This window comes from Streptomyces sp. NPDC048751 (assembly GCF_043198595.1).
In the GTDB taxonomy this organism is placed as follows: domain Bacteria; phylum Actinomycetota; class Actinomycetes; order Streptomycetales; family Streptomycetaceae; genus Streptomyces.
Window position 1 is genome coordinate 468,202 of record NZ_JBICUX010000007.1, and the last position, 13,165, is coordinate 481,366.

Here is a 13,165-nt window from a genome sequence, read left to right on the forward strand (position 1 = left end):
TTGCGGGTGTTACCTCACCGTTGCGGCGATCCGACCGTGATGGCGACCTGTTCGCTCGCCGCGCTCACACCGTTGAAGGTGGCGGTCGCCTGGAGCCGGTTGCCACCGACGGGCAGGGCGGCGCCCGGGACACAGGACCAGGCGCCGTCCGGCCCCGCGGTCGTGGAGCACACCACCTTCTCGTCCTTGTCGCGCACGACGACCCGCGCGCCCGGGTACGCCTTCCCGGCCACCTGCGGCCGCGGCCCCAGCGGCACACCCGACGTCGGACGCACCAGCGTCGGCTCGGGCAGCCCCACGGTCACCGTGCACGTCCCCTGGTCCGTCGGAGCACCCCCGGCGTCGGTCAGCCGCAGGGCGCAGCCGGCCGGCCGGGAGCCGGGCACGGCGTCGGCGGGCACGGTGATCACGAAGGGGAAGGAGCGCCCCGCCCACGGGTTCCGGGCGGTGGTACCGGTGAAGGTGTACGTCCCCCTGCGGCCGTCGGCGGCCACCGCACCCCGGTAGTCCTGGGCGTCGAGCGGCAGGTCCGTGATCGTGGTCCGGCCGGGCGCCGTCAGCGTCAGCGTGGAACCGGTGCCCAGGGCGGGTCCGGTGTGCCCGGAGATGTCGAGGACGCCGGCCCGGCCGGGGACGATGGTGACGGCGCCCCACAGGTCGTCTCGGCCGTGCGCGGAGGCGGGGGCCGGGAAGGCGGCGAGGGCGGCGAGGGCGGTGGTGGAGCACAGCAGGACGGTTGCCGTCCTCGGCCGTGAGCGTCTCATGGTGGGTGGCTCCCAGTGCGTGTGGAAGGGCGGCGGGGGGTTGGACGCGGGCACCCCCCGAGGCTCATTCTCACGGCCGTTGCAGCAGGTGACGCCCGCTGTACGGCCGTACGGACTACTGACCGCCCGGGCGCCCTGCCGGATCACACCGCCCGTACGTCCTCGCGGATCACACCACCCGCACGCCCTCCCGGATCACACCGCCTCCGGAGCCCTCCACTCCCGTACCGTCACCTCGTCGCCGGCCGACAGCTTTCCGGTGCGCCGGATGGCGAAGTACGCGCCGAAGAGGATCCCGCCGTCGGCCGCCTTGCGGTAGGTCGCGAGGGTGCGCAGCGGTTCCGGGCCCGCACGGCGACCGGTTTCCTGGTCGACCATCGTGATGGCGCAGCGGACGGTGGCCCCGGTGTGGGTCAGTTCGGTGTCGGCGACGGTCAGACGGTGGGCGCGGTCCTCGGTGTGCGGGTCGTCCCAGCCGTCCACCACGATGTTCGGGCGGAAGCGGTTCATCGGCACCGGCGGGGCCGGTTCGTCCCGCTCGGCCAGGCGCCGGTTCAGCAGGTCGAGGGTGGCCCGGGAAACGACGTGCACGCGGTTGCTGTTGGCGGCGACGGGCCCGCCGTCCTGCTGCGGCGGCACCCGCAGCAGCCTGCTGCTCGCACCGATCACGTCCGACAGCCACGCGGCGGCCGTGTCGCCCTGGTCGACGGCCCGGTAGTGGCGGCCAGGGAGCTCCACCGGTGCAGTGAAGTCGCGGGCGTCGACGCGGAGATCGCCGTGCCCGGGCGCGCGCAGCGTGAGCACCGCGTCCCCGTCCGGACCGCCCGCGCCCCCGAGTTCGGGCGTGATCAGGGCCATCCGCGGGTCGCCCCACAGCCAGCGCAGCTCTCGCTTCTCGTCGACGATCACGTAACGGCGGTCGTACGCGAGCCCGGTGGGCGTGAGCGGCGCGTCGGAGACGGTGATGCCCGCGCAGCCCTTCACCGGGTAGTACGTGAGTTCGGCGATCCTCGCCATGGTCTCCCCCTCTGCTCGCTTCTCGGTCGTCGGGTCAGCCGGTGACCACGGCGAGCACAAAACCGTCGTACCCCTTTTCGCCGACGGTCTGGATGGCCGTGGCGGTCAACTTCGGGTTCCGCGCGATGAGTTCGGTGAAGCGTCGGACGCCCTGGACGCGCGGGTCCTCACTGTCCGGGTCGGTGACCGCGCCGTCGCGCACGACGTTGTCGCCGACGATCACGCTGCCGGGGCGGGTCAGGCGCAGGGCCCACTCCAGGTAGTCGGGGTTGGTGGGCTTGTCGGCGTCGATGAAGACGAGGTCGAACGGGCCGGCGTTCTCCGCCGCGAGCCGGGGGAGCGTGTCCAGGGCCTTGCCGACGCGCAGGTCGACGACGTGGTCGAGGCCGGCGCGGGCGATGTTGTCGGCGGCGACCCGCGCGTACCGCTCGTCGGCCTCCAGGGTGACCAGACGGCCGTCGTCGGGGAGCGCGCGGGCGAGCCAGAGGGTGCTGTAGCCGCCGAGGGTGCCGATCTCCAGGACGGAGCGGGCGCCCTGGACACGGGCGAGGAGGTGGAGCAGCTTGCCCTGGTTGGGGGCCACCTGGTGCGGCGGCAGCCCGGCCGCCTCGCTGCCCTCGCCGGCCGCGAGCAGGGCCGCGTCCTCCTCCACGAGCAGGGTGTTGAAGTAGGCGTCGACGGCGTTCCAGGTCTGCTGGGGCACGGCGTTCCCTTCAGTAGGTCAGCGAGTACGTAGGTCAGCGAGTACGTAGGCCGGTGAGCCCGTAGGACAGTGAGCCCGTAGGTCAGTGAGTTCCTTATGGGAACTTACTTGTTCGAGGGTGAGGTTGGGAAGCTTTGACCAATGCGAGGGGCTCCGTTGACCGGTCGGGTCGTACTTCCCTGCGACCAGACCCGCCGTGCGACGGCGGGACCCTCGACCGGGCAGGAGGCACGGTGCTCTTCTCACGGAACGCGATGGGAACCCTTCTCGTGGGGGGCGCCCTGGGCCTGACGACCATCGCGCTGGCCTATCCGGCCATGCTCGGCATGAACAACGTGTCGAGCACACCCGACCGGATCATCGCCCAGACCTCGTCCGGGCCGCTGACGGAGGCCGACCGGGACTTCGTGGTGAAGGTGCGGGCGGCGGGGCTGTGGGAGTACCCGGTGGGTCAGATGGCCGTGCAGAAGGGCACGACCAAGGCGGTCGTCACGGCCGGGCAGCACCTGATCGCCGGGCACGCGGCCCTGGACGCGACGTGCCGCCGGATCGCGCCCGAGCTGAACATCACGATCCCCAACCAGCCGAGCCCTCAGCAGCAGGGGTTCATCACGACGCTGAGCAGCGACAGCGGCAAGCAGTTCGACTCCGACTTCGCCAACATCCTGCGGGTGACGCACGGTTCGATCTTCAACACCGTCTCGAAGATCCGCTCCACCACCCGCAACACGCTGGTGCGCCAGCTCGCCGACCAGGCGAACGACACCGTCCTCGACCACATCACGGTCATGGAGAAGACGGGCCTGGTCAACTTCGACCAGGTCCTCTTCCAGGAGACCACCCCGCCCAAGCTCCCCTCCTCCGACCTCACCCCACCGCCTCCGGCCCCCGGCCAGCCCGAGGTGGTCCTGACGCCACCGGCGGACGGCACGGAGACGCCGGGGGCGGCCTCACCCACCCCGCCGGCGGGGTGAGACAGGCCGCGGCACTCCGGACACGCGGGGACCCGGCTCCGCCGCGCGTGGCGCGTCGCTCAGGCCAGCCAGGCCGTCGTGTCCGGGCCCAGGCGGCCGTCCGTGTCCAGGGCGGCGCTGGTCAGGAGGACCTCGCCGGGCGGGAGGGCCACCGGGGTGTCCGACAGGTTGGTCACGCAGCGCCAGCCGTCGGTGCGGGTGAAGGCGAGGGTGCCGGGCGGGGTGTCCTCCAGCCAGGTCAGGGACTCGCCCTCGATCAGCTTGCGGCGCAGCTTCAGGGCCGTGCGGTAGAGCTCCAGGGTGGAGCCCTCCGTCCCGTCCTGGGCCTCGACGGCGTACGACGCGAAGCCCGGCGGCTGGGGCAGCCAGGCGCCGCCCGCGCCGAAGCCGTACGACGGTCCGCTCGTCGTCCACGGCAGCGGCACCCGGCAGCCGTCGCGGCCCTTGCGGACCCGGCCCGTCTGCTCCCAGATCGGGTCCTGGAGGACCTCCACGGGCAGGTCGGCGACCTCGGGCAGCCCGAGCTCCTCGCCCTGGTAGACGTACGACGAGCCGGGCAGCGCCAGCATCAGCAGGGCGGCCGCCCGGGCCCGGCGCAGGCCCCGGGACTCGTCCACGGCGGGCGCGTGGCCGCCGGACAGCAGCCAGGCGTTCTCGTCCGTGCCCGGCGGCAGCATCAGCCGGGAGGCGTGGCGTACGACGTCGTGGTTGGACAGCACCCAGGTCGCGGAGGCGCCGGCCAGCCGCGCGTCCTCCAGCGACCCGGTGATCACCTGGCGCAGTTCCCGCGCGTCCCAGCCCGCCTGGAGGTACTCGAAATTGAACGCCTGGCCCAGTTCGTCCGGGCGCGCGTACAGCGCGCGGCGCGGGCCGCGCACCCAGGCCTCGGCGACGGCCATGCGGGGCGGGGAGTAGGAGTCGAGGATCGTGCGCCAGTCGCGGTAGATCTCGTGGACGTCGTCGCGGTCGTAGAAGGGGTGGGTGCCGGGCGGGAAGTCCGGCAGCGCCTCCTCCCGGCTCAGCTCGGGCGCGCCCAGGTCGCGCAGCGGCTCGTCCAGGTCCTTGGTGAGGGCGTGGGCGACGTCGACCCGGAAGCCGTCGACCCCGCGGTCGGCCCAGAAGCGCAGGGTCGTGCGGAAGTCCTCGCGGACGTCGTCGTGCGCCCAGTTCAGGTCGGGCTGCTGGGGTGCGAACAGGTGCAGGTACCACTGCCCGTCCGGCACCCGCTGCCAGGCGCTGCCGCCGAAGACGGACTGCCAGTCGGTGGGCGGGAGCTCTCCGTGTTCGCCCCGGCCGTCACGGAAGACGTACCGGTCGCGGGCCGCGGAGCCCGGGCCGGCCGCCAGGGCCTCTTGGAACCAGACGTGCTGGTGGGAGGTGTGGTTCGGGACCAGGTCGACGATCACCTTCAGACCCAGGCGGTGGGCCTCGGCGACCATCTCGTCGAAGTCGTCCAGGCTGCCCAGGCGCGGGTCGACGTCCCGGTGGTCGGCGACGTCGTAGCCGCCGTCGGCGAGCTCGGAGGGGTAGAAGGGGCTGAGCCACAGCGCGTCCACGCCGAGCGCGGCGAGGTGGGGCAGGCGCTGGGTGACGCCTCGGACGTCCCCGAGCCCGTCACCGTCGGCGTCGGAGAAGCTGCGCGGATACACCTGGTAGATGACGGCCTGCCGCCACCAGTTCGGATCCTTGGACGAGAGGTCGGGCGTGGTGCGGACGATCACGCGGGCTCCTCTTCGGGTGCGGTCTGTCGGGTGGTCTGTCGGGTGGTCTATGAACGATAAAGGGAAATTCTGCCCACATGGCCGGAAAAGCGAACCTCCGTCACGGTCGGAACGAATCATTCCCCGTGTGATGGAACTGTGATGGCGTCCGAACTCCCCGGGCTTCGCCGCAGGTTGACAGTGTTCCGCCGCGAGATCCACCATGAGTGCACGCTGTGGCGCATGTGACCAATGGGCCCGGTGTTTCTTCGACCACACACCCTCGGTACGGCCGGCAGCGTCGTGCTGCCCTCCCGCCGTGCCCGGGTTTCGCACGCCAAGATGGGATCTGCATGTCCATAGCGAGTCGTGTCACCATGCGCCGCCTGCTGGGGACGGGCGCCGCGTCACTCGCCCTGTGCGCCGCCTCCGTCGCCGCCGCCTCCGGTGCCTGGGCCTCCGAGCCCGGCGGGGACGGCTGGAAGTCCGGCGGGGCGTACCAGCCGGGCACCGGCGCGGGCACGGAGACCGGCACGGACCGCTGCCAATTCTCCCTGGACGGGGTCGCCTTCTTCGACTCGGTCAAGGTCGACGACCAGAACCTCAAGCCGACCGAGGACGGCAAGGTCCACATCAAGGTCCGCACCGCCGGGGACGCGAGCACCTGCACCGCTTCCCTGTCCTCCTTCCTCGCCCACGGCGCGAACTTCAACACCTCCGGTGAGCAGGTCTTCGTCGACTTCGACACGGTGACGGTCAAGCCCGGCCAGACCGAGTCCCTCGACATCGCGGTGCCGGACGCGGGCTGCTACGCGCAGATCGACCTCTACCGGGGTGCCAAGAAGTTCGACGGCAGGCTCGACGCGAAGGACGGCTTCGAGCACGGTGAGCTGCCCAAGGGGCCGGACCGCCCGGTGATCAAGGACAAGCTGATCGCGGCCTGGAACGGCGGCAAGCAGGACTGCACGACCATCGAGACGCCGCCCGCGACCACCCCGCCCGCCTCCACCCCGCCCTCGGCTCCCGCGACGCCCACCACGCCCCCGGCGAGCGAGTCCGCGACCCCGCCGGCCGAGACCGAGCCCCCTGCCACCCCGACCCCCTCCGGCTCGACCTCCACCCAGCCGCCGAGCGACTCCGAGTCCAGCACTCCCCCGGCCGCCCCCACCCCGCACGGCGGCGGCGGTGACCTCGCGGAAACGGGCGCCAACAGCAACACCACCCCGATCGCCATCGGCGCGGCCGCGCTGCTCGCGGGCGGCGCCGCCATCGTCCTGGCGACGCGCCGACGCAGGGCGGCGGGTCGCTCGTAGCAACGAGGCAGCGGGACACGGGGGCCGGGGGCCGGGGGCGCTGCCCCGGGCCCCGGCCCCACCCGGCTGTGCGGGAGCGTCGGTGAGGACCTAGTGTGGGCGGGTCGTGGTGTTCGGGAAGTCGGTGTGAAGCCGGCGCGGCACTCGCCACTGTGATCGGGGAGTTCCCGGCCCGCGTCCCGTGAGGGACAGTCACTGGTCGCCGTGAGGCGGCCGGGAAGGCAGGGCCGGGCGCGTGCACCCTCCCCCACTCTCGGCTTCGCTCGAGCGGGTGGTGCCCCCACGCCAGGAGACCGGCCACGGCATCTCACGAAGTGATCCACGAGGTGCTGGAGCTGACCGTATGACCGAGCCTGTCTCGCCTGCTTCCTTCCGCTGGCGGCGTGAGGACACCGTGCGGACGGCAGTGCTGATGGCGGTCATCGCCGCCCTGCACGTCGTCGCGTTCGGCATCCTGTTCCTGCTGGTCGTCCCAGGCCACTACGAGGTCGGCGACAAGGCCTTCGGCATCGGCCTCGGCATCACCGCCTACACCCTCGGCATGCGGCACGCCTTCGACGCCGACCACATCGCCGCGATCGACAACACCACCCGCAAGCTGATGGCCGACGGCAAGCGGCCGGTGTCGGTGGGCTTCTGGTTCGCGCTCGGCCACTCCAGTGTGGTCGTCCTGCTCGCCCTGCTGATCGCGGGCGGCACCCAGCTGGCCGGCCGGGTCATGAACGAGGACTCGGGCACCCACCAGGTCCTGGGCTTCCTCGGTACGACGATCTCCGGCACGTTCCTCTACCTCATCGCCGCCCTCAACCTGGTCGCCCTGGTGGGCATCCTGAGGGTGTTCCGGGCGATGCGGGCGGGCGCGTACGACGAGACGGAGCTCGAACAGCACCTGGATTCGCGGGGATTCATGAACCGGATCCTCGGCCGCCTCACCAAGTCCATCTCGCGCCCCGGCCAGATGTACCCGCTGGGCTTCCTCTTCGGCCTCGGCTTCGACACCGCGACCGAGGTCACGCTGATGGTGATGGCCGGTTCGGGCGCGGCGGCGGGCCTGCCCTGGTACGCGGTGCTGTGCCTGCCGCTCCTCTTCGCCGCCGGCATGAGCCTGTTCGACACCCTCGACGGCACGTTCATGAACTTCGCCTACCAGTGGGCGTTCTCCAACCCCGTCCGCAAGGTCTTCTACAACCTCACCATCACCGGCCTGTCCATCGCCGTCGCCTTCTTCATCGGCACGATCGAACTCGTCGGCGTCCTCCACGACAAGCTCGACCTGCGCGACGACGTCACCGGCTGGATCGCGGGCCTCGACCTCGACAACGTCGGCTACATCATCGTCGGCCTGTTCGTCGTGGTGTGGGCGGCGGCGGTCACGTACTGGAAGCTCGCGAAGGTGGAGCAGAGGTGGGCGGCACGGCCCGCCGCCGACACGCGTTAGAGGCCGTCAGGGACCCTCCACCGCCGTCAGCCACAGCTTGACGTAGCGCTCCACGTCCACGCCCAGCGCCACGTCCACCAGGGGCTGTTCGCGGGTGCCGAAGTGGATCTCGGACTCGCCGGGGCGTGGGCGGCGGTCCACGACCGTCTGGCCTCGGGTCGGGCCCGGGGCGAGGGAGACCTCGACCGGGAGGCGCTCGGTGGTGATGCCCTCCGGGTCGACGACCGCGCAGACCGCGCCCGCGTCGCCGAGGCCGCCCGTGGGCGTGGGGTCGCCGGAGGCGGCCGGGTCGCGGTGGGCGAGGAGTTCACCGGCCAGGCGGAGACGCGGCTCCGAACTCGCGCGCAGGCGCTGTACGTCGGCGGCCGGGACCAGGACCTGCTTGAACACGTCCAGGCCGTACATCGTGATCGGCACCCCGGCCGTGAGCAGGATCGCGGCCGCCTCCGGGTCGTGCCACACGTTGAACTCCGCGACCGGCGTGGCGTTCCCGGTGGCCACCGCGCCGCCCATGAACACGATCCGCTCGATGTTGCGGACCACCTCCGGGTGCGTACGCAGGAGCAGGGCGATGTTGGTGAGGGGCGCGGTCGGTATGAGGGTGACCGGGTGCGGGGAGGCGAGGATCTCCCGGCGCAGCAGCGTCACCGCGTCCACGTCGACGGCGGTGCGGGTGGGGGCGGGCAGGCCCAGGTCCGCCATGCCGTCCTCGCCGTGCACGTGCCGGGCCACACGGACCGGCTCGATCAGCGGGCGCTCGGCACCCCGGGCGACGGGGATGGCCGGGGCGCCCGCCTGCTCGAGGACGGTGAGGGTGTTGCGGACGACCCCGTCGACGTCCGTGTTCCCGGCCACGCAGGTCACCGCCCGCAGGTCGAGGCCCGGGTGCCGGACCGCGAACAGCAGGGCGAGGGCGTCGTCGACGCCGGTGTCGCAGTCGATGATCACGGGGATGGGGCGGTCGGAGGGGCGATCGGTCATGAGGCAGCTCCCTTTCGTCGTTCCGACCCTATGCAGCGAGGGCCGCCCCCGGACCACCCCCTCTCCGGTCCCTCTCTAATCCCAGAGCACGGTCCCGCGTGCCGCCACCCGTGCCGCCACGCGGTCCAGGAGCTCGGCGGCGGGCAGCACTCCCGGCTTACGGCCGTCCCGCAGGCGTACGGCGGCCAGGTCGCCGTCGGCCTCCCGCTCACCGATCACCGCCTGGTACGGCACCAGCCGCGCGGCCCGGACGCGGGCGCCGAGGGTGCCGTCCTCGGGGCCGTGCAGCCGTGCCCGCAGTCCCCGTTCCTCAGCCCGCCGCACCACTTCCTCCGCCGGTCCGACCTGTGCCTCCGCCACGGGGAACACGGCCAGCTGCTCGGGGGCGAGCCACACCGGGAAGGCGCCGCCGTGCTCCTCGACGAGGTGCGCGACGGCGCGCTCGACGCTGCCGATGACGCTGCGGTGGACCATGACCGGGCGGTGTCTGGCGCCGTCGGCGCCGATGTAGCGCAGGTCGAAGCGTTCGGGCTGGTGGAAGTCGATCTGGACGGTGGAGAGGGTGCTCTCGCGGCCGGCGCGGTCCTCGATCTGCACGTCGATCTTGGGGCCGTAGAAGGCGGCCTCGCCCTCCGCCTCCTCGTAGGCGACACCGGAGCCGTCCAGGACCTCCCTGAGCAGGGTGGTGGCCCGCTGCCACAGGGCGGGGTCGGCGACGTACTTGCCGCCCTCGCCCGGCAGGGAGAGCCGGTGCCGGGAGGCGCGGATGCCGAGGTCGGCGTAGGCGCGGGTGATGAGGTCCAGGGCGGCGCGGGCCTCCTCGACGACCTGGTCGAGGGTGCAGAAGATATGGGCGTCGTTGAGCTGGATGGACCGTACGCGGGTCAGGCCGCCGAGGACGCCGGACGGCTCGGAGCGGTACATGCCGCCCAACTCGGCGATCCGCAGGGGTAGTTCGCGGTAACTGTGGGAGCGGGAGCGGTAGATGAGGGCGTGGTGGGGGCAGAGGCTGGGCCTGAGGACGACCTGTTCCGCGCCCAGGTCCATGGGCGGGAACATGTCGTCGCTGTAGTGGTCCCAGTGGCCCGAGATCTCGTACAGCTCGCGCTTGCCGAGGACGGGCGAGTACACGTGCCGGTAGCCGGCGGCGCGTTCGGCCTCCCGCACGTACTCCTCCAGGGTGTGCCGTACGACGGCTCCGTCGGGCAGCCAGTACGGCAGGCCCGCGCCCATCAGGGGGTCGGTGTCGAACAGTTCGAGTTCACGGCCGAGGCGACGGTGGTCGTGCATGGTGGGCTCCCTCAGTGGAGGGACGAGCACCCAGGAAACGCCGAAACCCCGGGGCACTCGCCCCGGGGCTTCGGACTGCGTCAGCTGTCAGCGCGCCGGGACCTGCTCCGGCGTCGTCGTGAGAGACGGACGAGGGTGTGACTGGGCACGCTGCATGCGGGTGACCGTAGCAACGGGGTGGCGGGGACGCGACGGATTTTCGGGGGCCGGGGACAGGGGCCCCCGTGCCGGCGGCAGCCCGGCTCACCCGGACGGACCGCCGCGCTGGTCTGTTGGCGGAGGGAGTGGTGCCGTGGAGGGGCGTAGCCGATCTTGGCGGCTCCCCCCGTTCTCCCTGGAGGCTCCCGGATGTCCCGTCCCCCGGCCCGTGCGGTCGTCGTGTGCTCGGCGCTCCTGCTCACCGCTTCGCTGACCGTGGCCGCGTGCTCCACCTACGGGTCGCGCCCGGCGCCGGCCGCCGCGTCCGCCTCGCCCGGCGCCGGGCGCTCCTCCGCGGGCGCGTCACCCGCCCCCGCCGGGGCCCCCGCGCTCACCGCCGCGCAGGCGCAGGCCGCGCTGATCACGGCGGGTGACCTGGGGGAGCCCTGGACCCCCACGCAGGGCGCGGCGACCTGGCGGGACGGGCTGTTGAAGGCGTCGGCGGACAAGCCCGAGTGTGGGCGGCTGCTGGACGCGGTCTACACCGAGGAGCTGTTCGGGCCGGACGCGCGGATCCGGGCGGTGGCCGGGCTCGACGACGACTGGTACCAGGCCCAACTGCACTACCAGGTCGTCGCCCAGACCCCCGCGGAGGTGGACCGCACCCTGGCCTGGCTGCGGACGCTGCCGCGGACGTGCGCCGAGTTCCGGGCGAAGGCCGCCGGTGGCCGCGTACAGTCCGGCACGGTCCAGGAGGTCACCCTGCCGAACGTGGGCGACGCCCGGCAGGCCCTGCGCATCACCCTGGGCAGCGAGACACCGGACGGCGACTACACCGAGCTCACCCTGTACGTCGCCGCCGTCCGCGTCGGCGACGACACGATCGCCGTCACCAACGGCGGCGTCAACGAGGTCTACGAGTCCGCCACCCGGGCGGCCGTGGAGATCGGCGCGGCGCGCGTGGCGGAGGTACGCAAGCAGGGGCGCAAGCAGGTCTGACGCGCCTCGCCGCCGCGAACGCGACCAGGACGCGTACCCACGAGGGCCAGGACCCGTCAGCGGCCGGGGCCGGGCTTCAGAGGGGTGGCTGGGCGGGTGCCGGGCCCAGGGTCGTCGTGCCCGGTGCCGTGCGGTGGCCGAGGCCCGTGCGGTAGGCGTCCAGGGCCGCCTCCACCCGCCCGGTCCGCCGCAGCAGGTCGCCGAGGAGGCGGCACAGGTCGGCGAGGTCGCCGGCGGCCCCGGCGCGCTCCAGGAGGCTGAGGGCGCGGACGTAGTGCTCCTCGGCGGACTCGGTGTCCCGGGCGTCCTCGGCGATGATGCCGAGCAGGCGGTGGGCGGCGGCGGAGTGCAGGGCGCCGCGCTCCGGGCTGAGGTCGCTCAGGACGCCGTGCAGCAGTTCGGCGGCCTCGTCGGACTTGCCGCGCCGGTGCAGTACGTCGGCCAGTTCGACGGCGACCTGACTGCTGTAGAGGGCGGCGCGCTTGGCGGAGAGCATGGTGAGCGCGGCCCGCAACTCCTCCTCGGAGCGGTCGAATTCGCCGTTCTGCGCGTACACGTAGCCGCGCATCCAGTGGCAGTTGGCCAGCTCGGTACGGATCTGGAGCTGGCGGTACAGCTCGGCGGCCTTGGCGAGCGAGGCGTCGGCCTCGGCGACACGGCCCTCGGCGAGGAGCGTGCGGGCGACCGAGCGGTGCATCCGGGCGACCAGCGCGGGGTCGGCGACCTGGGGTGCGAGGGCGAGGGCGAACTCGGCGGCCTGGGCGGCGCGGGCGTGGGCGCCCATGTCCATGTAGGGCCCGATGACGGAGGCGTACAGCAGGAGCAGCGCGTCGGGGTCGTGCAGACCGCCGCGGTTGAGCTCGTCGAGGGCGGTTTCGATCAGGTAGACGGCGTACCGCAGTTCCCCGGCGAGATAGTGGGCGACGGCCCGCCCCCGCAGGGCGGGGACGCGCACCGGCAGGGGTGCGTCGGCGAGACAGGCCTCCGCCCGCTCGAAGTACACCCGCGCCGCCTCCAGCTCGCCCAGCTCGATCACACACTCCCCGAGCCCGAGCAGCGCGGTGGCCTGCTCCTCGACGAGGCCGTGCGACTCGGCCTCCGTGAGCAGTTCGGCGTACCGCTCGGCGGCCTCCTCGGTCTCACCGGTGGCGAGGGTGCGCTGGGCTTCGGTCAGCCGGAGCCGAAGGTCGGTGACGAGACGGGCGGAGCGGCCGGTGGCCAACTCCTCGAACGCGACTCCCAGCCGCTCGGCGAGGTGCTTCAGCGCTTCGTCGGAGGGCCGTACGCGGCCCGCCTCCAGGGTGGAGACGTAGGCGGGCGTGTACGTCGGCTCGGCCAACTGCTTCTGGGTGAGCCCCCGTTCGACCCGCAGCCGCTGCACCCGCCGCCCGATGACCTCGGGCCCGTCTCGCTCCGCCACCGTTCGACTCCCCCAACTCCAGTGCGCCCTCTTGCCGTTGACCTGCGGCACGCCCTAGGTTAATCGGCGAATTAACCGCGCTTAACACATTGCTGTAATTCCTTTGATCCATCTCTGATCCACCTCTGCTCCACCCCGTTGTCCACCCCCCACCCTCGTTGCGAGGTCACCGTGCACGAACGCACAACCACCCGCTACGAAAGCCCGTCCGCACGCTGTGCGAGAGGCGTCGCAGCAGCTGTCATCGCCATAGCGGCCCTGGTCACCGCGGCGAACACGGGCCCGGCGAGAGCGGGCGAGGAACCCCCGACACCTGCCACGGCGCACCAGGTGCAGGGCGGCTAGGGCCTGTTGCGAAAGTGGCGTCGTCGCCCGAAGGGCTGCCGCGCGGCGAGAGTGCGTGCCGGACGCCGCGCGGCAGGCGCCAC

Annotated in this window: 11 protein-coding genes and 1 riboswitch; of the genes, 4 read left to right on the plus strand and 7 right to left on the minus strand. The window is 72.6% G+C overall.

Annotated features, from left to right (window positions below; translation table 11 throughout):
* Nucleotides 1-14 precede the first annotated feature (14 nt).
* The 3 genes from ACGFNV_RS24580 to ACGFNV_RS24590 form a co-directional block, all read right to left on the minus strand.
* Complete coding sequence (locus ACGFNV_RS24580; protein ID WP_393625122.1) at nucleotides 15-764, minus strand: carboxypeptidase regulatory-like domain-containing protein; 750 nt, start codon at nucleotides 762-764, stop codon at nucleotides 15-17.
* A 195-nt stretch (nucleotides 765-959) separates the two neighbouring features.
* Entirely contained in the window at nucleotides 960-1,781 is an 822-nt protein-coding gene (locus tag ACGFNV_RS24585; protein WP_393625123.1) for an MOSC domain-containing protein, read from the minus strand.
* Between the two features lie 34 nt (nucleotides 1,782-1,815).
* On the minus strand, nucleotides 1,816-2,484 hold the full coding sequence (locus tag ACGFNV_RS24590) for an O-methyltransferase (RefSeq protein WP_393625124.1): 669 nt from the start codon (nucleotides 2,482-2,484) through the stop codon (nucleotides 1,816-1,818).
* Between the two features lie 254 nt (nucleotides 2,485-2,738).
* Between ACGFNV_RS24590 and ACGFNV_RS24595 the strand changes: the two genes are divergently transcribed.
* On the plus strand, nucleotides 2,739-3,458 hold the full coding sequence (locus ACGFNV_RS24595) for a DUF4142 domain-containing protein (protein WP_393625125.1): 720 nt from the start codon (nucleotides 2,739-2,741) through the stop codon (nucleotides 3,456-3,458).
* Between the two features lie 59 nt (nucleotides 3,459-3,517).
* On the opposite strand, the gene ACGFNV_RS24600 is transcribed toward ACGFNV_RS24595, so the two are convergent.
* Nucleotides 3,518-5,179, minus strand: a complete 1,662-nt coding sequence (locus ACGFNV_RS24600) for a glycoside hydrolase family 13 protein (protein WP_393625126.1) — start codon at nucleotides 5,177-5,179, stop codon at nucleotides 3,518-3,520.
* Between the two features lie 332 nt (nucleotides 5,180-5,511).
* Between ACGFNV_RS24600 and ACGFNV_RS24605 the strand changes: the two genes are divergently transcribed.
* Both ACGFNV_RS24605 and ACGFNV_RS24610 read left to right on the plus strand, forming a co-directional pair.
* Complete coding sequence (locus ACGFNV_RS24605) at nucleotides 5,512-6,471, plus strand: LAETG motif-containing sortase-dependent surface protein (protein WP_393625127.1); 960 nt, start codon at nucleotides 5,512-5,514, stop codon at nucleotides 6,469-6,471.
* 90 nt (nucleotides 6,472-6,561) lie between these two features.
* A riboswitch (cobalamin riboswitch) is annotated at nucleotides 6,562-6,788 on the plus strand.
* A 26-nt stretch (nucleotides 6,789-6,814) separates the two neighbouring features.
* Nucleotides 6,815-7,909, plus strand: coding sequence for a HoxN/HupN/NixA family nickel/cobalt transporter (locus ACGFNV_RS24610; RefSeq protein ID WP_393625128.1), 1,095 nt, complete (start codon nucleotides 6,815-6,817; stop codon nucleotides 7,907-7,909).
* A 6-nt stretch (nucleotides 7,910-7,915) separates the two neighbouring features.
* On the opposite strand, the gene ACGFNV_RS24615 is transcribed toward ACGFNV_RS24610, so the two are convergent.
* Together ACGFNV_RS24615 and thrS are read right to left on the minus strand one after the other, a co-directional pair.
* A complete protein-coding gene (locus ACGFNV_RS24615) occupies nucleotides 7,916-8,890 on the minus strand; it encodes a nucleoside hydrolase (protein ID WP_393625129.1) in 975 nt (324 codons plus the stop codon).
* Nucleotides 8,891-8,965: 75 nt separating this feature from the next.
* Entirely contained in the window at nucleotides 8,966-10,180 is a 1,215-nt protein-coding gene (gene thrS, locus ACGFNV_RS24620) for a threonine--tRNA ligase (protein WP_393625130.1), read from the minus strand.
* Nucleotides 10,181-10,528: 348 nt separating this feature from the next.
* On the opposite strand from thrS, the gene ACGFNV_RS24625 reads away from it, so the two are divergent.
* Complete coding sequence (locus tag ACGFNV_RS24625) at nucleotides 10,529-11,317, plus strand: hypothetical protein (RefSeq protein ID WP_393625131.1); 789 nt, start codon at nucleotides 10,529-10,531, stop codon at nucleotides 11,315-11,317.
* A gap of 76 nt (nucleotides 11,318-11,393) precedes the next feature.
* Here the strand turns inward: ACGFNV_RS24625 and ACGFNV_RS24630 are convergent, their stop codons facing one another.
* Complete coding sequence (locus ACGFNV_RS24630; protein WP_393625132.1) at nucleotides 11,394-12,737, minus strand: tetratricopeptide repeat protein; 1,344 nt, start codon at nucleotides 12,735-12,737, stop codon at nucleotides 11,394-11,396.
* Nucleotides 12,738-13,165: the final 428 nt, after the last annotated feature.

Bases quoted from the DNA above. Each gene is read 5' to 3' on its own strand.
- ACGFNV_RS24580 (WP_393625122.1), bottom strand. From the start codon at position 764: ATGAGACGCTCACGGCCGAGGACGGCAACCGTCCTGCTGTGCTCCACC.
- ACGFNV_RS24585 (WP_393625123.1), bottom strand. From the start codon at position 1,781: ATGGCGAGGATCGCCGAACTCACGTACTACCCGGTGAAGGGCTGCGCG.
- ACGFNV_RS24595 (WP_393625125.1), top strand. From the start codon at position 2,739: ATGGGAACCCTTCTCGTGGGGGGCGCCCTGGGCCTGACGACCATCGCG.
- ACGFNV_RS24605 (WP_393625127.1), top strand. From the start codon at position 5,512: ATGTCCATAGCGAGTCGTGTCACCATGCGCCGCCTGCTGGGGACGGGC.
- ACGFNV_RS24610 (WP_393625128.1), top strand. From the start codon at position 6,815: ATGACCGAGCCTGTCTCGCCTGCTTCCTTCCGCTGGCGGCGTGAGGAC.
- ACGFNV_RS24615 (WP_393625129.1), bottom strand. From the start codon at position 8,890: ATGACCGATCGCCCCTCCGACCGCCCCATCCCCGTGATCATCGACTGC.
- thrS (WP_393625130.1), bottom strand. From the start codon at position 10,180: ATGCACGACCACCGTCGCCTCGGCCGTGAACTCGAACTGTTCGACACC.
- ACGFNV_RS24625 (WP_393625131.1), top strand. From the start codon at position 10,529: ATGTCCCGTCCCCCGGCCCGTGCGGTCGTCGTGTGCTCGGCGCTCCTG.